The 19,128-nt window shown below is 40.8% G+C and carries 15 protein-coding genes; 3 read left to right on the top strand and 12 right to left on the bottom strand.

Annotated features, from left to right (window positions below):
- Positions 1-249 precede the first annotated feature (249 nt).
- The 4 genes from AC6HZ4_RS03860 to AC6HZ4_RS03845 form a co-directional block, all read right to left on the bottom strand.
- A complete protein-coding gene (locus tag AC6HZ4_RS03860) occupies positions 250-1,416 on the bottom strand; it encodes a mannitol-1-phosphate 5-dehydrogenase (RefSeq protein ID WP_497493724.1) in 1,167 nt (388 codons plus the stop codon).
- Between the two features lies 1 nt (position 1,417).
- Positions 1,418-1,855 carry a PTS mannitol transporter subunit IIA gene (locus AC6HZ4_RS03855; RefSeq protein WP_497493723.1) on the bottom strand — a complete coding sequence of 146 codons (438 nt, stop codon included), beginning with the start codon at positions 1,853-1,855 and terminating at the stop codon, positions 1,418-1,420.
- A 2-nt stretch (positions 1,856-1,857) separates the two neighbouring features.
- A complete protein-coding gene (locus AC6HZ4_RS03850; protein ID WP_497493722.1) occupies positions 1,858-3,972 on the bottom strand; it encodes a BglG family transcription antiterminator in 2,115 nt (704 codons plus the stop codon).
- Between the two features lie 365 nt (positions 3,973-4,337).
- Complete coding sequence (locus AC6HZ4_RS03845; RefSeq protein ID WP_497493721.1) at positions 4,338-5,789, bottom strand: PTS mannitol transporter subunit IIBC; 1,452 nt, start codon at positions 5,787-5,789, stop codon at positions 4,338-4,340.
- A gap of 584 nt (positions 5,790-6,373) precedes the next feature.
- Here AC6HZ4_RS03845 and AC6HZ4_RS03840 point away from each other — a divergent pair.
- Complete coding sequence (locus AC6HZ4_RS03840) at positions 6,374-6,601, top strand: alpha/beta-type small acid-soluble spore protein (protein WP_497493720.1); 228 nt, start codon at positions 6,374-6,376, stop codon at positions 6,599-6,601.
- A gap of 111 nt (positions 6,602-6,712) precedes the next feature.
- Here the strand turns inward: AC6HZ4_RS03840 and AC6HZ4_RS03835 are convergent, their stop codons facing one another.
- Together AC6HZ4_RS03835 and AC6HZ4_RS03830 are read right to left on the bottom strand one after the other, a co-directional pair.
- Positions 6,713-7,078: a hypothetical protein gene (locus tag AC6HZ4_RS03835; RefSeq protein WP_497493719.1), complete on the bottom strand. Its 366-nt coding sequence runs from the start codon at positions 7,076-7,078 to the stop codon at positions 6,713-6,715.
- Positions 7,079-7,176: 98 nt separating this feature from the next.
- Positions 7,177-7,335 (bottom strand): hypothetical protein, encoded by a 159-nt coding sequence (locus AC6HZ4_RS03830; protein ID WP_497493718.1) that lies wholly within the window; start codon positions 7,333-7,335, stop codon positions 7,177-7,179.
- 251 nt (positions 7,336-7,586) lie between these two features.
- On the opposite strand from AC6HZ4_RS03830, the gene AC6HZ4_RS03825 reads away from it, so the two are divergent.
- Positions 7,587-9,677: an LTA synthase family protein gene (locus tag AC6HZ4_RS03825; RefSeq protein WP_497493717.1), complete on the top strand. Its 2,091-nt coding sequence runs from the start codon at positions 7,587-7,589 to the stop codon at positions 9,675-9,677.
- A 241-nt stretch (positions 9,678-9,918) separates the two neighbouring features.
- On the opposite strand, the gene AC6HZ4_RS03820 is transcribed toward AC6HZ4_RS03825, so the two are convergent.
- The 6 genes from AC6HZ4_RS03820 to kdgD all read right to left on the bottom strand — a co-directional run bounded on the left by AC6HZ4_RS03820 (position 9,919) and on the right by kdgD (position 16,855).
- Entirely contained in the window at positions 9,919-10,623 is a 705-nt protein-coding gene (locus tag AC6HZ4_RS03820; protein ID WP_497493716.1) for a FadR/GntR family transcriptional regulator, read from the bottom strand.
- Between the two features lie 241 nt (positions 10,624-10,864).
- Positions 10,865-11,083: an NAD-binding protein gene (locus tag AC6HZ4_RS03815; protein ID WP_497493715.1), complete on the bottom strand. Its 219-nt coding sequence runs from the start codon at positions 11,081-11,083 to the stop codon at positions 10,865-10,867.
- 95 nt (positions 11,084-11,178) lie between these two features.
- Positions 11,179-12,540, bottom strand: a complete 1,362-nt coding sequence (gudD, locus tag AC6HZ4_RS03810) for a glucarate dehydratase (protein ID WP_497495589.1) — start codon at positions 12,538-12,540, stop codon at positions 11,179-11,181.
- A 129-nt stretch (positions 12,541-12,669) separates the two neighbouring features.
- Positions 12,670-14,025 carry an MFS transporter gene (locus AC6HZ4_RS03805; RefSeq protein ID WP_497493714.1) on the bottom strand — a complete coding sequence of 452 codons (1,356 nt, stop codon included), beginning with the start codon at positions 14,023-14,025 and terminating at the stop codon, positions 12,670-12,672.
- A gap of 346 nt (positions 14,026-14,371) precedes the next feature.
- The gene (gene gucD / locus AC6HZ4_RS03800; protein ID WP_497493713.1) at positions 14,372-15,838 is read right to left on the bottom strand and encodes an alpha-ketoglutaric semialdehyde dehydrogenase GucD; all 1,467 of its coding nucleotides are present in this window, start codon (positions 15,836-15,838) and stop codon (positions 14,372-14,374) included.
- Positions 15,839-15,922: 84 nt separating this feature from the next.
- Positions 15,923-16,855 carry a 5-dehydro-4-deoxyglucarate dehydratase gene (gene kdgD / locus AC6HZ4_RS03795; protein WP_497493712.1) on the bottom strand — a complete coding sequence of 311 codons (933 nt, stop codon included), beginning with the start codon at positions 16,853-16,855 and terminating at the stop codon, positions 15,923-15,925.
- Between the two features lie 664 nt (positions 16,856-17,519).
- On the opposite strand from kdgD, the gene AC6HZ4_RS03790 reads away from it, so the two are divergent.
- A complete protein-coding gene (locus AC6HZ4_RS03790) occupies positions 17,520-19,094 on the top strand; it encodes a spore germination protein (RefSeq protein ID WP_497493711.1) in 1,575 nt (524 codons plus the stop codon).
- Positions 19,095-19,128: the final 34 nt, after the last annotated feature.

Below are 19,128 nucleotides of genomic sequence, written 5' to 3'. Positions count from 1 at the left end.
AAAACGATTCAAGCTGCTTTTAGCGGCAAAGAGTAAAAACTTTTAACTTTCTATATCGAATGTTATATCGACTGAATTTCCTTAATAAAAAGACAATCCAGTTTATCTACGTTTAGAAGCAATATTGAATCAGTCATTCCTTATCTCGCTATGACTAAGGGGCTGCACTTGAATATGGCCATATAAGTCCCTACCATCAATAATTGCATAACAATAGCCCTTCCCATAAATGGAAAGGGCCAGCCTTGCTCAAACCGTCAATTTATTTTCCTTTAGCGCATGGTACTGCTCCACAGTAAGACGGAACAAAGTTGAATTTGGATCAAGCTTCGTAAACTCTTCAATCGCAGCCTCTAATCCTGCTTCTTGAATAGTCTTTTGGACCTGCATTGCTTCTTCATCTCCTGCATAGTCATACAGAAGCGCTGCAGCGATCCCCTTTACAAGATACGCTGGTTCATCCCCAACAACATCAATGTATTGCTGCGCCGGGCTCACTAAGCGATCCTTCGGTCCCAGCTTTCGAATCGGCGAGCGCGCTACCCTTGTTACCTCATCCGAAATGTGCGGGTTTGAGAAGCGCTTAACAATTTTCATCACATATTGAAAATGAGCCTCTGCATCAAAACCATATTTCTTTGTTAAGAAGGCTCCGCTTTCTTTTAAAGCTCCCTCAACTAAGCCATGAACTGCTTCATTCTCCATCGCACTATTGATTGTTTCAATACCAAAGTGGTAGCCCAAATAAGCAGCGATAGCGTGTCCTGTGTTCACGGTGAATAATTTCCGTTCAATATATGGCACTAAGTCCTTCACAAATGTGACGCCTTCAATCGCAGGGGTTTTTCCAACGATTTTCGTCTCATCCACAACCCACTCATAAAACGGCTCTACAATCACCATGAGCTTATCTTCGTTTGTTTGATTGGGAACGATGCGGTCCACCGCACTATCAGGGAAGCCAAAGCGCTCATCAAATAATGCTCTTTCTTCATCCGTAATATGCTCGTACACCTTTTCCTTTAACAGCGTGCTGCCGCCAATCATGTTTTCGCATGCAATAATATTGAGCGGCTTTTCTGTCTCACTATAGCGTTTGCGTAACCCTTCAGCGAGCAAAGGAGCAATAAATCGTAAAATATGAGGACCAACCGCAGTTGTTACAACCTCTGCTTCCACAATCGCTTCAATGACCTTCTCCGGGCTTTGCTGGCTATTTAATGCTCGTACATTTTGAATCAATGATTCTTGCTTAGAATCTTCAGCTAGGACAACGCGATACTCTTTCTTTTCATTAATTAAATCAACTAACTCGCTATTCACATCTACAAAGCATGTTTCAAAACCGGAATGATACAGTAGACTTCCAATAAAGCCTCTTCCAATATTCCCAGCCCCAAAATGGACGGCTAACATATTAGTTCACCTCTTCAAATAATGCCAGGATTTCCTCTGCAGATGCTGCGTGAATGATTTTTTCTACATTTTCTTCTTCCGAGCAAACGATCGCAATTTGCGAAAGGATGTCTAAATGTTCATTGTTTTTCCCTGCAATTCCGATCAGCAGCTTCACGATGTTTCCATTTCCGAAGTCTACGCTGCCTGGCACTTGAACAATTGAAATTCCGGATTCTTTTACTGATTCCTTTGCATCCTCAGTACCATGAGGAATTGCAACAAAATTGCCCATATAAGTGGACGTTAGCTCTTCTCTCTCTAGCATTTTCTCGATATACGCAGAATCAACATATCCCCGTTTCACTAGAACATCTCCAGTAAATCGAATTGCCTCCTCTTTGTTATTCAGTGCTGCCTGTAGTACAATATTTTCTTTAGCTAAAATTGGTAAAGTCATGATTATACGCTCCTTATTTCTTTTATTTTTTCTTCAAAGTATTGATCAAATTTCAAGGTGAGATATTTCGCAATCCATTCCTCATTTTTAGACTGAAATACGGCGATACTTTCGTCGCTTTCAATAAGCAAAGAACTAATATAACTGAGCAGCTCTAACATCTTGCCCGAAGCCTGCTCAGGAGATAATAGTATAAGAATATTTTCTGCTGCTATAACCGAATCATCCATCGCTCGTACTTCCATCGGCTCTCCTAAGCTGTATATGGTAAAAGAAGGACACTGCACATATGGGGAACGCGCATGAAATAGCGCCAGCGATGTATTCGGAATGCCAAGCCCGCCTATTGTTTCCCGCTCAATTAAGGCACGAACAACCTCTGTTACATCTGTAATCACTTGTTTTTCATATAGATCTGTACATGCTCTAACCAGAATCTCCTCGATTGAATACGGAGGCTGTACCTCCTTCAAGACGAAGCCATCCAACAGCGTTGTCATGATATCAGCATAGTCTCGAATACTGTACATCCGTCCAAGCACTTGGTGCCGATTCTTCTCACTGGCGAAAGCGGTGTCGTTTGTTTTCACAGATGGCTTCCTTTGAGTATACTTTGTGATATACGGTCTAATTTTTTCAATTTCATCCTTTGTTAAAATCGGACTCACCGTAATATAATCTCCGTAAAAATCAGGCAACGGAATCGTTGAGATAATTAGGTGATAATCATTTATATCCATTTGCGGCAGTTCGAATAGCGAAATGTTTTGCACCTGCTGCAATTCAGGAAATGCTTGCCGCAGCCTCGTGGCGAGCATCTTGGATGTGCCAATACCGCTTGAGCAAATGACTAACGCTTTTACATCACTGGTTCTTACATTACCTAATAGAGCAGATCCAAAATGCATGACTACATAAGCGATTTCTTCCTCCGGCATAACGAGGTCAGAAAAGGTTTTTTCCATTCCATGCTTCACAATAGAAAATAGCTCTGGATAATCCCCCTTAACCTTGTGAAGCAGCGGGTTGCTAATGCCCATATTATGCTTAATGCGATAAAGCGCAGGCTTTAAATGGATGACCAATCCTTCGAGTAAGGATCGATTATTTGTTAAATCCTGATCTAATTGATCGCTCACATATTGGATGAGAAGCTTTGCATGAATCGCTGTCTGAAGACTCGAATCTTCTATTAAATATTCTTTATCATGCCGCAGCTTAGCGCCTCGTAAATGCATCGTAATATAACCGATTTCAGCAGCAGGAATCTCAACTTGAAAGGCCTTTTCTAATTGCCTAATTATTTTTTCAGCAACCGCATATTCTGGCGTAGCTCGCAATTCATCTAAATATAACGGATCTATCGTAATATTTTCTCCTTGCAGAATACGTTCCATGGCTAAAGCAAGATGCACAACCAAGCCAATGTACGCACTATCGGCCATTGAATACGCTAAGTCCTCATTCGCTTCTTCGATCGCTTTCTCGACAATAAGCAGCTTCTTTTTTTCTACCAGGCCTAATAACCGCTCAGAAATCGAATCGATTTGCTGCGCTGATTTCCTTTGAATGTTTTCTCTTACAATTGAGAGAAATTCCGATTCATTCAAATGCTCGGAGATCATATTGGTCATCGCTCTTCGCTTCGAGCCTTCAGGGCCTTGAATTTCTACTCCGTAGCTTCTTTTTCTCAGCAGAGAGAGCCCAAACTTCTGTAAATATTCCTCTACTTTATTTAGATCATTGCTTACCGTAGCCACTGTCACATTTAAATCATTTGCCAGACTTGCCAGCTTAACCGGTTCTTTTGCTTCTAATAACGTACATAAAAGGATGGTTTGACGTTCCTCCGGTGTATATTCGGTATGCGAAAGACCGAACAGAAAAAACTGTAACTCATTAATTTTCTGTTCACTCCCAGCCACTTGAATGCCCACACCTGATTTTTTTAACAACGTTAGATCGTATTCCGCTAAAATATCTTCCACGTTCTTTAAGTCGCGGTGAATGGTTCTTACGCTGACACGAATTTCATCTGCGAGCTCTTTTACCGTTAACTCATCTTTGGTGGATAATAAAATTTCAAGAATTTGTCTCTCACGTGCGGAAATATACATTGAATCCACTCCGTATAAAAATTTCTTATCAAATCCCCTCATTAGGTTGCTGACAATATTAAATTTGTATGCCTATATTCTTATGATAAAGCGTCACCAACCTAGAAACAACAAGGACAAAATTCAATTTCGTCACAATCATTGTTGCCATTATTTTAAAACAGATGTACAAACAAAGCTTTTCAACCTGTAAAAGGACCCGATGCAATTACACCGGGTCCTTTCTTACACTTTAAGAAAGTATAAGTTTCCAGCTAGGAGCTCATTCGACGTAGTAGGAAACTTCAGGAATAAAGTGTAAGTGCAACTACGCCTCTGTCTTCGCCTAACGGCTCGCCAATCGGCGAGTTTTCTTTAAAAATCTCTTATTTTGCACTTCCGACAAGCTTGTCCTGCAAGCTGTTTACGATTTCATCATATCTTGGGCTGTTCAAGAAGTTTTCTACTGAAATATGCTGTGCGTTTGGAAGCTTCGCTTTTGCACGGTCTGTTAAATCCTTATGCGTAATAACAAGGTCTGCATCTTCAGGAAGGTTATTGATTGCTGTATTAATAACTGTCACATCAATGTCTGCCTTTTTGATTTTATTTCTCAAAATTGACGCACCCATCGCACTAGAACCCATACCTGCATCGCAAGCAAACACAATTTTATTTACTGATCCAGCAACTACAGGAGTCTCATTTTTTTCATCCACTAATACTGTAGCTACAGCACTGCGTTTCCCTTTCATTTCCTGCATTTTTTCTGCCGCAGCAGTTAAATCGCCCTCTTCTTCATTCTCTTTGCTTGCTTTTAAGATAACAGAAGCAACAGCGAAGGATACAGCCGCAGCTACGATAACCCCAGCCAATACTGCGAAATATCCGCCTCTTGGCGTCATAGCCATCAAAGCAATAATACTTCCTGGTGATGGCGCCGCCACCAGGCCTGCGTTTAAGATATTAAACGTGAATACACCGCTCACACCGCCGGCAATTGCCGCTAAGATTAAGACTGGCTTCATCAAAACGTACGGGAAGTAAATTTCATGAATTCCGCCTAAGAAATGAATAATAACTGCACCCGGTGCGGATTGCTTTGCTGCACCTTTGCCAAATAACCAGTACGCTAACAAAATACCAAGTCCCGGACCAGGGTTGGATTCTAATAGGAATAAAATTGACTTTCCTGTTTCTGTTGCTTGTTCAATTCCTAACGGGCTTAAAATACCATGATTAATTGCATTGTTTAAGAATAAAATTTTCGCTGGTTCGATAAAAATATTTGCAAGCGGCAGTAATCCTGCATCAACAATTGCTTCAACTCCTGCTGCCAAAGCCTTGCTTAACCCTAAAACAACTGGGCCAATTCCTGTATAAGCAAGTAATGTTAACAGTCCGCCGATAATTCCTGCAGAGAAATTGTTGACTAGCATTTCAAAGCCAGATTTTACTTTTCCTTGGATAGCTTGGTCAAATTTCTTAATTAAATATCCTCCAAGAGGTCCTACAATCATAGCCCCTAAAAACATTGGAATATCGGAGCCGACAATTACCCCCATTGTCGCAGTCGCACCGACTACTCCGCCTCGTAAATCATACACCATTCTACCGCCTGTAAAACCGATAAGAAGCGGAAGAAGGTACGTAATCATTGGACCAACTAATTTGGCAAAGCTTTCATTCGGTAACCAGCCTGTTGGAATAAATAATGCTGTAATAAGTCCCCACGCAATGAATGCGCCGATATTCGGCATAACCATACCGCTTAAATAGCTACCAAATCGTTGTATCTTTACTCTAGCATCAGTCTTTTCTTTAACTGCTTGGCTCATGCTTGATAACGCTCCCTTCGATGTTTGTTATTTGTTTATCTTACACACCTATAATAAAGCGATTTCATATATGTTATCAATTTATACAAAATTACATTTTGGCACTCACAATGTTGTCAACATTAAATTTAGAAAAAATAGGTTTTTTTAGGTTTTTTCAATCTGTACACTTCTTACCCAGAAAATTACCTATTATCTATAGCAAATTACACATTTTAATTTACAGCTCTAAAAAGCCTGTCTATAAAGAAAACTGGCCGATTAGCGATCCGTTAGGCGAAGACAGGGGCGTAGTTGCACTGATTATTCCTAGAATTCCCTGCTGCGTCGGATTTGCTTCTAGTTGGAAATTTATACTTTCTTAAAGGGCAAAGAAAAAAGCTAACCATCTATTTAGATGATTAGCTTTTTTTCCATTGATTGTATTCTCTGTATTCCCAAACTTTTAAAACGGAATCTAACAAATCCATATTGCAGCCATACTTATTCAGATGCTTTCAATCTAAAAAAGAAAATAAAAAAGTAATAATATATTTAAGTTTAGCACATTCTATATGCAAGACCTAGTTAAGGAGGTGATACATATGCCACGCACTACAACTATTTCTGGAGGAAATAACTCCAATGAACTTCTCTTTGCAGCAGCTCAATCTGCTATTGACCAAATGAAGTTGGAAATCGCACGAGAATTCGGCATCCAGCTTGGAGCAGAAACAACATCCCGCGCAAACGGTTCTGTTGGAGGCGAGATTACAAAACGCCTTGTTATGATGGCTCAGCAGCAGCTTGCAGGCGGAAGTCGTATTCACTAAAACAAAAGTTTGCAGTTTCGCATTATCGCTGCAGTAATACGTGCGAGCTTGGCTAAGTTGTTCCTTCCTAAGGCCAAGCTCTTACTTATGGAATACTATTGTATAGCCAATCTACCTTCTCGTCTTTTTTCGTCGTGCTTTTTGCTTCCCCATTTGATATCCAATATAGATCAGCAGAAAGTGAAAGCCGATAAACCCGAAAAAGACAGCGATAACTCCTTGATTGCTGCTGAGCACGCTTGCAATATCTGCCTCTATGAACCAAGCATACAAACAAACAATGAGTACTCCTCCCGATAAGAGAAGCGTACTCCGTAACGGCCCAGGATATGCTGCTCGCTGCATGATTGTCTGCTTTTTTGGAACGGAAGGTTTTCTTTTTCTAGGCTTCTTGCTTTCTGTTGCCTTGCTTATTGGCGCTGCAGATGTTTTCTTTTTGCTATGTACCTTGTTGTCTTTTACATTTCTAGCATTCATATCATTTAATCCTGTTCTACTATAATAGACAAATCATATCATGTGTATACCTTCTTGCAAAATTATAAAACAGGCTGCAAGCTGCCTTTTTATTCAGGTTAGCCTTGCTTCCACTTAATATTACAGCTCATACTTGGCCTTTGATTTGGATCAACTTCTTGTCCGCTTAATAACGCATCCAATGCTTTACGGATGGATTCCCCTGTAACAGGAATATCGCTGCTTGGCCGCGACTGGTCAAGCTGTCCGCGATACACACAAGTTAAGCTGCCCTCAAATATGAAAATTCCATATTTTTACACAAAAGATTATAAAAAGAAAGCTTTATAGTGGAATGATACATACTCCTTTCTATCTTCTTGCTTGTATAAAGCGGGCATCATTTCAGCCTTATTTACGGGCACAAAAAATAAACAGAATACAATAACTCGTTTAAATCACCCCTATATTTGGAATAATTTACATATGCAAACCTCTGTGCATTACTATAAACGAGTTAGGAGCTTGTATGATGAAACCTTTAGTAAACATAAACAAGACCTATAAAATCTATCTCACCACCTTCATCGGGAGCCTTCTACTAGCGTTTCTCTTAGTAAATATGTATAAATTTTTTCAGGCAGCTTATTCCATTCAACAGACACTCGTGCTCATTCGTTCCTTTCCCGCTCCATATCTGCTTAATATGCTTGCTCTGACTACAGTTATCTATTTTGTTTGCACAACGAGTATCTTGCTGGTTCAAGTTCGGCGTACCACCAAGGACTGGACAGTAAGCCTTTCTGTTTATATGCTGCTCATCCTTATCTCTCTAGCTGTCTCTATCTTATTTTTTATGGCACAGAACGTAATGGATATTTATAAAACCTTATTATGGATGAAGCAATATCCAAATCATGTCATCATGACAGCAATATTAATTACAAGTATTATGTTATTCATCTTTGCCTTATTTGGAAGCTATTATATTGGAGCCATTGTATCTATAACAGTACTTTGTCTTTTAGCTATTACCAATTACCTCAAGCTAAAAATACTTGGACAGCCCCTATACCCAACAGACTTTGGGCAGATTAAACAAGTAAAAGATCTCATTCCAATGATTATACAAAAAATTTCTATTCTCTCACTCGTCGTATTTGTTCTCGGTCTGGCAGCTCTCGTGATTTTGAAAGCAAAGCTGCCTAAATATAGACCTCATTGGCTTCATCGCATTATTGTAGCAGGTGCTTCGGGATTTATTATCTGGTCTTATACCAATTATGAGAGCTCTATCATGTCTGCGATTTTTAAGGTAACGAAGATTGAGTTAATTAAATGGGATCCTGTGCTAAACTACGAGTTAAACGGAGCAGTATTAGGATTTGTTTTAAGTATAAATCAAGATGTTTTTGAAAAACCAAAGGACTATACGAAGGAGAATGTACTGCAACTCGCTAAAGATGTAGCATACCATATGCAAAAACAAACTGTTACGGCAAGTACAGAAGCTGGCACGAAACCAAATATTATCTATCTAATGAATGAAGCCTTTTGGGATCCAACCCTTCTGCCAAATGTACAATTTGGAAAAGACCCTATTCCTTATATTCGAGAAACGATGCAGCAAAGCACCTCCGGGTATACCCTGTCTCCTATGTTTGGAGGCGGAACAGCAAACGTGGAATTTGAAGCATTAACAGGGTTTTCATTAAGCTTCCTAGAGCAGGGAAGTGTTCCATATATGCAAGTATTCGATAAAAAAGGAAGTGTTCCCAACATCGCGAGCATCTTACGACAGCGAGGATATGATGCTGTTGCTCTTCACTCTTTTGAAAAGTATTTTTTTAAAAGAGACGTTATCTACCCAAAGCTTGGATTTCAGTCCTTCATTTCTATGAAGGAAATGAAGCACAAAGCAATGGCTGCTGAGCACGTTAGTAATTTATCTGTTTCAAAAGAGTTGATCGATATGCTGAAAAGTCACACTAAGCCTGTGTTTATTCATACTGTGACGATGCAAAACCATTTTCCCTATCTACCGGGAAGGTTCAAAACAACCGAAATCAATGTAGAGGGGTTAGATGAAAAAAGCAATCAAGTGTTGGAAACCTATACGGAGGGAGTGCGTCAGTCGAGTGAAGCATTCCAATATCTGATGGAGCAGCTCCAAACTCTAGATGAGCCGACTATTGTTGTATTCTGGGGGGACCATCTTCCGACATTTGGAGAAAATAACAATACAATATACAATTCAGGATTTATCAAAACCGGAGGCACAAGTGAGGAGAGCCGGAGAATGCACGAAACTCCCTTTTTTATTACGGCGAACTTTCCGATTCCTTCTGTAAAGCTGGGAACAACAAGTCCCATTTACTTCGGTCCCCTTCTATTCCAAATTTTACAGGAACCATTGCCGCCGTATTATCAATTTCTCATGTCACTTTACGAACGGTATCATGGCATTATCCGGGAACTAAAAGTAAATCGTGACGGCGAAATCGGCAAAACCATTACAAAGGATGACCAGAAGCTATTAGACGAATATCGGTTGCTCCAGTATGATTTATTGATTGGAAAGCAATATTCCAGATCTATCTTGTTTCCAGGGGAAAAGTGAACAGAGCTTTCCCATAATCGGTTTCCCTAACAATGCAAATTTTTGCCCGCGCTATCTAAGGAGGAATAAAGAAAACCAGCCGACTGGCGAGCCGTTAGGCGAAGACAGAGGCGTAGTTGCACTGATACTTTATTCTTAAAATTTCCCGCTGCGCCAAATTCGCTTCTAGCTGGAAATTTATACTCCTAGAGTGAAACAAAATCCCCACTTCAGGCAATTTCAGCCGATAAGTGGGGGACCTTCAATGAGCAGGGTTATATTGCTGCAGAATTTTCTGCCGAACATAACTAAGATGCCGATACATTTGCATAAAAGCTTCATGTGGATCATGCTTAGCCAGCGCATTATAAATAGCAGTATGATATTCGACTGTCAGATCCCGTTCTCTGAACTTAATCTGGTTATTCACTTTATCATGCGTAATCAGCAAAGAATTAATCATACCCTCCACAACTGGATTATTGGCACTTAAAGCAATGATTCGATGAAATTCCTTGTCTATTTCTCCATAATCATCATCTACGCTATTAGCTATAAGGTCTATTGTCTCCTTTAACCTTGCCAACTGCTCATCAGTTATCTTTTCTGCTGCCATCGTAACGAGCCCTAGTTCTAAAGCCATCCTTGCTTCTATAATAGCTGGCAGGTTATCGACCGATACAGCCAGCATGACTGAAAAAGGCTGACTTCCAACTTTATTTGTAAAGAACGTCCCCTCACGAGTTTTACGCGTAATTACCCCAAGTGTTTCCAACGCGCTCAACGCTTCGCGCAATACCGGCCGGCTAACTTGTAATTCCTCCATTAATTCCATTTCTGGAGGCAGCTTATCCCCAGGCTTCATTTGACCACTCATTAATAAATCAACAATCCGTTCCACAACCTGCTTAGATAATGTGCTTCGATTAACAGACTCGACTACTACCTTTTTTGTAGTTTCTTCCACAAGCCCTTCCCTCCTCTTAGCAAAATGATTTAATACTTATATTGTAAAATTAATTATATTGTATGACAATACATTCACATGATTAGCTTATGAAAAAAACCTGATTCAAAGCAATTTCTAAAATTTTAACAAAAAACCTGGATTCTTCTAAGCCTTAATCTGTGCATGTATGGATTTCCCTAAAACACAATGAAGGTAAAACCTCTTGTATAATGAATAAGAGATTTTACCTTCTCATCGATTAACGCTTCACTTCAATTCTTGCCATTTTTTCATAATATCGTACTAAGCTGCCGTGATCATCGTCACCCAGGCCATCTACCTTGAGGGACTGCATCATTTCCATGACTGAAGCAGTAATCGGCAGCGGCACCCCTATTTCATGGGAAGTCTCTAACACATTACTCAAATCCTTAATAGAAAGATTGATCCGAAACCCAGGATAGAATTTCCGATCCATTGCCTCCATGTCCGGACACCGCTTCTCATTTCATGAAGCGATGTAACCCGGCCCAGTCAACAGGGGATGATGTACCAAAAGCTTCTAAGCCGCTTTTAACGCACTAAGCAAGGACGCTTATTATCGAACTTCCAACCTGGAATGAGATACTGCATCGCCTTGGCATCATCACGTGCCCCTAGTCCCATTTCCTTGTAGAGCTGATGTGCCTTCTCAATTTGCACCATATCCACTTCTATTCCTAACCCAGGCTTATTAGGGACAGTTACCAGCCCATCAACAATCTGAAACGGCTCTTTTGTTAAACGCTGACCATCCTGCCAAATCCAATGTGTATCAATAGCAGTGATTTTCCCTGGTGCAGCTGCTGCGACATGGGTAAACATTGCTAAGGAAATATCAAAGTGATTGTTAGAGTGTGAACCCCAAGTCAGTCCCCATTCATGACACATCTGTGCAACACGTACCGATCCTTGCATCGTCCAAAAATGCGGATCCGCCAAGGGGATGTCGACCGAATTCAACTGAATTGCGTGCCCCATTTGACGCCAATCAGTAGCAATCATATTCGTAGCAGTAGGCAGACCGGTGGCACGCCGGAATTCAGCCATCACTTCACGTGCGGAATAGCCATCTTCTGCACCGCAAGGATCTTCAGCATATGCTAACACCTTGTGCTGATCACGGCATAATCTAATTGCATCCTTCAAGAGCCAACCGCCATTTGGATCAAGCGTAATTCTCGCGTTAGGGAAACGCTCAGCCAGAGCTGTAACTGCTTCTATTTCCTCCTCACCGCGCAGTACACCGCCCTTTAATTTAAAATCGTTAAAACCGTACCGCTTATATGCTGCTTCTGCAAGCTGTACAATCGCCTCCGGAGTTAACGCCTCTTCATGACGTAAGCGCATCCAATCGTCTTCCGCATCAGGCGCGCTCAAATATGGAAGGTCTGTCTTATTGCGATCACCTATATAGAATAGATAGCCTAACATCTCTACCTTATCGCGCTGTTGCCCTTCACCAAGTAAGGCAGCTGCTGGTACACCGAGATATTTTCCTACTAGATCGAGCAATGCCGCTTCCAGTGCCGTCACGGCATGAATTGTAATGCGCAAGTCAAATGTTTGCAGACCGCGCCCTGCAGCATCTCTATCAGCAAACTGCTTACGTACATGATTAAGAATGTTGTTGTATGTCCCAATAGATTGACCAATAACCAATTCCCTTGCATCCTCCAGCGTTTGGCGGATACGCTCTCCCCCCGGAACCTCACCAGCGCCCATATTCCCTGCATTATCCTTCAAAATTACAATATTACGAGTAAAGTAAGGGGCATGGGCACCACTCAGATTAAGCAGCATACTGTCATGGCCCGCAACCGGGATAACCTGCATTTCAGTAATAATCGGTGCACCAGCTACACCTTCCGTTTTCATCTGATTATTAACAGTCATTTGAGTATTCATTATCTTTCCCCCATTCAAATGTTTGGTACAGAGCCTGTTGGGTGCCGTGCTAAGACAGTACAGTCACCAATTATGCTTTCCTGTAAACTTTGTTTCTATGAAACAAGCTTACAGGGATTAAGATTTCTTCAGCTCGACACGCTTAATTTCACCGACAAGGAATAGATAACTGCATATAGCGACTAATGCATTCGCACCAACGAAAACTAAAGCACCATTGAAAGATCCTGTCACAGCGATAATATATCCGATAATAATTGGTGTCGTAATCCCAGCAATATTTCCAAATGTGTTGAAAAGCCCGCCACTTAGCCCAGACATTTCCTTTGGTGATGTATCAGAAACAACAGCCCAGCCTAATGCACCAAACCCTTTACCAAAGAAAGCCAAAGCCATTACAAAAATAACAATTGACTCAGCTTCGATATAATTGGCCGCTACTAGACTCATAGACATTAGCATTCCCAAAACAATCGGAATTTTTCTTGCAATTGTAAGAGAATAGCCTTTTCTTAGTAAGAAATCCGAGAACATGCCTCCTAATACACCGCCGACAAACCCGCAAATTGCTGGCAATGAAGCAACAAAACCAACCTTAAGGATGGACATCCCGCGTTCTTGAACTAAATAAACCGGAAACCATGTAAGAAAGAAATACGTAAGGGTCGTGATGCAGTACTGCCCAAGATAAACCCCTAACAGCATGCGGTTTGAAAGCAGCTGCTTCACATATTGCCAATTCGGTCCTTCTTTTTTGTCGGTTTTCACTTTCACTTGATCCATATTTGTTAAAGCGCCGCCTTGCTCAATATAATCCAGCTCAGCTTTGTTAATACGCGGGTCATCTTTAGGACTATGAATAGCTCTCGTCCAAACAAAGGCCAAAATAATACCTACAATTCCCATGAAGAAGAATACATACTGCCAGCCGTACGAATGCGTGATGTACCCCATGATTGGCGCAAAGAGCACCGTTGCAAAATACTGTGCAGAGTTGAAGGTTGCCGCAGCTGTTCCACGCTCCTTACTAGGAAACCAAGAAGCTACAATGCGGCTATTAGCTGGGAATGAAGGCGCTTCCGCAAAACCGACCAAAAAGCGTAAAGCAAATAGCATCATAACGGCAGTAGCAGCAGAACCAAAGCCGCCGATCAAGCCTTGTAAAAGTGTAAATAGTGACCAGAGGAATATGCTCCAAAAATAAACCTTCTTAGAGCCAAAGCGATCCAAGAGCCAACCGCCCGGAATTTGCCCCAGTACGTACGACCAACCAAAGGCAGAAAAAACATATCCCATCATAACAGAATCCAGACCAAGCTCCTTTGACATGGAAGGTCCTGCAATGGAAAGCGTCGCGCGGTCAGCATAGTTAACAGCGGTGACTAAAAACAACATAAAAACGATAAACCAACGAACACGAGTTTTCTTTATTTCCACCACAGTACTGCTTGCTACAGCTTTGTCAATGTTCATAAACATTCTCCCCCTTGATTCATAAATCTCCCTTCATTTCTTCCCTTCAGTAATTCTGTTTATATGCCACAAACTCGTACACTCTCTTATTTATTACGGCTAGCAATTTATGAAGTTGAATAGGAATAGAGAAAGCTAAAACACTTTGGTATCGCTTACAATTATTCTTGTAAAGGTTGTAGAACGCTCGTTGGCTATAGACTCGCATCCCTACTAACATACTATTTGAAAATAGAATAAGATGTAAGATATTTTGTTACTTTTTAGGAGAAGGGGGATCTATTGACTCCCCTTCAGCTTTCCCCTCAGCTTCTCTCATTCTTTCTTGCCAATATTCCGTTTTTTCTTAACCTTTAACAAAAACCGTTTTGATGGAGGTAAAAAATTCTTTCGCTGCTTCACCTTGCTCACGAGAATGGGAACTCGATTGCTTCATGCCGCCGAACGGAGCTTGCAGCTCTACTCCAGCACTTTCTGAATTAATCCGAATAAGGCCCGCATCCATTTCGTTAACAAACGAAAGCATATGACCAATATTCGTTGTAAAAATGGAAGCACTTAACCCATATTGAACATCATTGGCAATCTCTAACGCCTCTTGCATTGAGTCTACTTTCATCAGTGCGATAACTGGACCAAAAATCTCTTCTTGAGCAATAGCCATTTCTGTAGTTACGTTATCAAATATAGTTGGTTGGACATAGAATCCATACTTACAATCATCGTTCTCTACTTTCTCTCCCCCAATTAGAAGAGTTGCTCCTTCATCAATTCCCTTTCTTATATAAGAAAGAACGGTTTTTAATTGGTTTTCATTGGCACATGGCCCCATCCAAATTCCTTCTCTTAAGCCATCACCAATCGTAATTTCCTTTGTTTTCTCCAACAATTTCCCCTTAAAGGTTTCATATATGTCGCTTTGGACGATGACTCGACTAGTAGCTGTACACTTTTGCCCGGTCGAACGGAATGCGCCGCTAATTGTCGCTTCCACCGCTAGGTCAAGGTCAGCATCCGCAGCTACGATAACAGGATTTTTCCCTCCCATCTCCAACTGGTATTTCGCCCCGCGTGCCAGTGCTGCGTGACCTATTTTTTTCCCTACACCATTAGATCCCGTGAAGGTGATACCGTTAATGTCAGGATGTTCAGCAATCCCCTGCCCAATTACAGAACCGGAGCCTGTCACCATATTAAGTACACCAGCGGGTAAGCCGGCCTCTTCAAAGCACTCAACGATCTTGGCACATGTTACTGCTGTTTCTGTAGCTGGCTTAAGTACCACAGTGTTTCCATAAATTAATGCAGGAGCCACCTTCCAAATTGGTATGGCTATCGGAAAATTCCACGGCGTAATGACACCGACCACTCCTAAAGGAGCTCTTGTTGTAAACATAAGCGCCTCACTGTCAGTAGACGGAATCACTTCTCCTACCTTCCTCATTCCTTCACCAGCATAATAACGAAGAATAGCAACACCCCTAGCAGCTTCCCCCCTTGCTTCCGCCAAGGTTTTTCCCATTTCCCGAGTAGCGCATTCCGCAATTTCATCAAGATGCTTCTCCATTACATTTGCCGCAGCATACAGATATTGCCCCCGTGCAGCTCCCGTTAATTTCCTCCATTCAACCTGCGCCTTCCTTGCAGCTGTAACAGCAAGATCCAAATCCTCTTTGCTTGAATTTTGCACATAGCCTACTACTTCATTCATATTTGCCGGGTTAATGCTCTTAAATGTGTTGTTTGAAGCAGCGGCTATCCAACTACCGCCGATAAAGTTTAAATACAGTTTGTTTTTTGTACTTACAGTCATTTTGATCCCCCTTAATATTGTTTCTTCAGCCTACAATACAGCGCTTTCATTTTGTTTTTATATACTCAGCTTTAAAAAGTGAGTTTACGATAAAACTCCTTGTCCAGCTTTGGGATATCGATTAAAAGCATTTATTAAAATTCTTTCTAGCTGCTGATAATGTTCTTTTTCTACAGGAATAATCGGCGGCCTTACTACATTTTCAACAGGTAACCCGACTATTTCCATACCAGCCTTTATTAATGATACCGCGTATCCCTTCCTCTGTTTTCGAATATCGTTAATAGGCAGGATTACATTTTGATAAATCTCACTAACTAGCTCCTTGTTATTGCTTAAAAGAGCGTCATAGAACATTCTTGATATATGTGGTATGTAATTCGAGATAGCAGATGAATATGAATCAAATCCAAGAGAAACATAGGCAGGCATCGTCACCTCAGCCATAGGCATACCGTTTAACCAGCCCAAGCGGTCTCCTATTGTTTGTGTGAGCTGGATGTTCAGTTCCATGTTGCCATATCCATCCTTCAAACCTACCAACTGCGGCAATACAAGCAACTGCTGCAGACTCGGCAGTGTCAAAATGGCATTATCCCGTTGATAGACAATTGCATTTAAGCTTGTGCTTTCGATAATTGTCTTAAGATAACTTACTAAACCTTCCTGTTCCCCCTCAATTAAGTATGGCGGAAGAATTAAGTAACCATCGGCACCCTTTTCCTCCGAAAATCTCGCATACTCCAATGCCTGTGAAAGATTACCGCCTACTCCTGTATATACTGGTACCTTTCCGCCAGCTACAGAAACTGCTATCTCCACCATTGATTCATATTCCCTCTTGTTTAACGAATGGAATTCACCTGATCCGCACGCAATAAAAATGGACTCTAAGCCCTCATTCAGCAAAAATTGGATATTTTTAACTAGAGCTGTTTCATCAAGATTGCCATCTGTACGAAATGGCGCAACTGGAAATCCCAATATACCTGTCGGCGCTTTCCTAACTATACTCATTATGAATTCCTCCCCTTCATTTTTTATAACATCTTTTGTCTAATTGTAAGACAAATAAAATTATCAGTCAATATAATAATGCAAATATTCAGAACCTTTTTTTGAAAATTAGAATCTTAGGGAAAATATAAAGAAGACTCGCCGATTGGCGAGCCTTTAGGCAAATAATGAAATAAAAAATATAACATTCGGAAATAACCTTATGTTTTTATTTGTGTTTTGACAACGTTTGAGCTTTGTACCAGAACCGAGGATGGAAAGTCAGGAAAACTTTACGAATCTAAGATAACGAAATTTAAACGGATGCATATAAAGAATTTCACAATGAAATAATATCAAATAGATTATGGTTAATATTGTATATTTGGATAGAATTCTCAGTGTTAACCACCTCTTATAATAATTCAGCACTGAATGGAATTATCTCTAACTATTCTGTTTCTTAACGATTAGAGAAAGTTTTTATTAAATCAATAACAAAATTTTATTAGGAATTTGCTCCTGATATGGTGCATTTATAGGGTGATAAAAAAATGTGGAGCATGATTGTTTCCTATCTTCCAGACTGGAAAGTTTGTATGCAAGCTTTTATTGTATTTTTCATTCCGTATTTGATCTCAAAGTTTTTTAATTGGGTCCATGCATCAGAGAAAGAGTGATAAGAATGAAATGGTGGAAATCAAAGAACAAACAGATGCAAAAATATATCATGCAAAGTGATAGCAAACCGGAATCTACACCTTCTCAAAATTCAGCAGTTCATTTTACTGGTGATTTCATCTCAGATTTAGAGCTCATAAAGCAAGAAATCGGACATAACTCGGATGTTCACTTTCGAGAGTTTAACATAGGATACACGTGCATTCGATCGGCAATCGTATTTGTTGAAGGGTTGTCAGATAAAGAGCTCATAGACACACATATTATGAAATCACTGATGCTGGAACTTTCCGAAGAATATAAGCAGGAACAAGCTATTGTGAAAAGCACTGTTTCAAAAGAGTTTATTAAAAATTCCGTCCTTTCTATTAGTGAAGTAAAGGAAGTACATAATATAAAAGATTTGTTGCCAGAAGTGTTGACAGGTTCTACTGCCCTTTTAATCGATGGATCACCAGATGTCTTGATTCTCGGTACATCGAAAGGACAAACACGGAGTATTGAGGAACCTGTATCAGAGGCTTTGGTCAGAGGTCCACGTTTAGGTTTCACGGAGGTATTAAACAATAATACTGCTCTTTTGCGGCAACAGGGGAAGAATGAGAGTCTATCCATCATGAAATTCCAAGTAGGAAAACGTGCAAAAAAGGAGCTGGCTATTGCCTATATCAAAGATATTGCTAACCCGGAATTAGTGGAAGAGGTAAAGAAAAGGATTCAGAAAATCGATATTGATAATGTCCCTGAATCAGGATATGTAGAGCAGCTTATCGAAGATAATTATCTAAGCCCATTTCCGCAAGTACAAAATACGGAACGCCCTGATCGCGTCATCAGTGCATTGATGGAAGGGCGGATAGCAATTTTGCTGGACGGCACACCTTTTGCTTTAATCGTTCCAGTTACATTTAACATGATGCTGCAATCGCCGGAAGACTACTACGAACGTTGGCTGCCGACTTCACTCATCCGTATATTGCGTTATATAGCAGCCTTCATATCTCTTTTCACACCTTCCCTCTATATTGCCTTTATCTCGTTTCATCCGGGATTGATCCCAACTAAACTGGCTATTTCCATTATAGGAACACGGCAAGGTGTTCCGTTTCCTGCTTTTATAGAAGCATTGATTATGGAAGTAGCCATCGAGATTTTACGGGAAGCCGGGCTGCGCCTACCCAAGCCGATTGGTCCCACGATGGGGATTGTCGGCGGGCTAATTATTGGACAGGCTGCTGTAGAAGCGGGGATTGTCAGCCCAGTTATGGTAATCGTGGTGGCGGTCACCGCCATTTCTTCCTTTGCTATTCCCCAGTATAACGCAGGGATTACGTTACGTATCCTTCGCTTTACAGCTATGTTTTGCGCTGCCATATTTGGATTGTATGGGATTATCCTATTTTTTCTCTTTCTTTACAGTCATTTAGTGAAGCTGAAAAGTTTTGGTGTACCTTATACAAGTCCGGCTATTCCGTATCGACTAAGGGAATGGAGAGACTTTATGGTTCGTTTGCCGCTCATGATGATGAAACGTCGCCCAGCGAGTATGCATACGAAAGACCCTACGCGCAAAGGATAGATTACACCGAAAGGAAGTAGATCAGGGACAATGC

It is taken from the genome of Ectobacillus sp. OTK (assembly GCF_059698935.1).
Note: the sequence above shows the minus strand (reverse complement) of the source record. Positions and strands in the feature narration are given on the sequence as shown.

Excerpts from the sequence above, each read along its gene's own strand:
- AC6HZ4_RS03840 (WP_497493720.1), top strand. The coding sequence starts at position 6,374 with ATGCCACGCACTACAACTATTTCTGGAGGAAATAACTCCAATGAACTT.
- AC6HZ4_RS03850 (WP_497493722.1), bottom strand. The coding sequence starts at position 3,972 with ATGTATATTTCCGCACGTGAGAGACAAATTCTTGAAATTTTATTATCC.
- AC6HZ4_RS03835 (WP_497493719.1), bottom strand. The coding sequence starts at position 7,078 with ATGAATGCTAGAAATGTAAAAGACAACAAGGTACATAGCAAAAAGAAA.
- AC6HZ4_RS03805 (WP_497493714.1), bottom strand. The coding sequence starts at position 14,025 with ATGAACATTGACAAAGCTGTAGCAAGCAGTACTGTGGTGGAAATAAAG.
- AC6HZ4_RS03815 (WP_497493715.1), bottom strand. The coding sequence starts at position 11,083 with ATGGATCGGAAATTCTATCCTGGGTTTCGGATCAATCTTTCTATTAAG.
- AC6HZ4_RS03845 (WP_497493721.1), bottom strand. The coding sequence starts at position 5,789 with ATGAGCCAAGCAGTTAAAGAAAAGACTGATGCTAGAGTAAAGATACAA.
- AC6HZ4_RS03860 (WP_497493724.1), bottom strand. The coding sequence starts at position 1,416 with ATGTTAGCCGTCCATTTTGGGGCTGGGAATATTGGAAGAGGCTTTATT.
- AC6HZ4_RS03855 (WP_497493723.1), bottom strand. The coding sequence starts at position 1,855 with ATGACTTTACCAATTTTAGCTAAAGAAAATATTGTACTACAGGCAGCA.
- gucD (WP_497493713.1), bottom strand. The coding sequence starts at position 15,838 with ATGACTGTAAGTACAAAAAACAAACTGTATTTAAACTTTATCGGCGGT.
- kdgD (WP_497493712.1), bottom strand. The coding sequence starts at position 16,855 with ATGAGTATAGTTAGGAAAGCGCCGACAGGTATATTGGGATTTCCAGTT.
- AC6HZ4_RS03790 (WP_497493711.1), top strand. The coding sequence starts at position 17,520 with ATGAAATGGTGGAAATCAAAGAACAAACAGATGCAAAAATATATCATG.
- AC6HZ4_RS03825 (WP_497493717.1), top strand. The coding sequence starts at position 7,587 with ATGATGAAACCTTTAGTAAACATAAACAAGACCTATAAAATCTATCTC.
- gudD (WP_497495589.1), bottom strand. The coding sequence starts at position 12,540 with ATGACTGTTAATAATCAGATGAAAACGGAAGGTGTAGCTGGTGCACCG.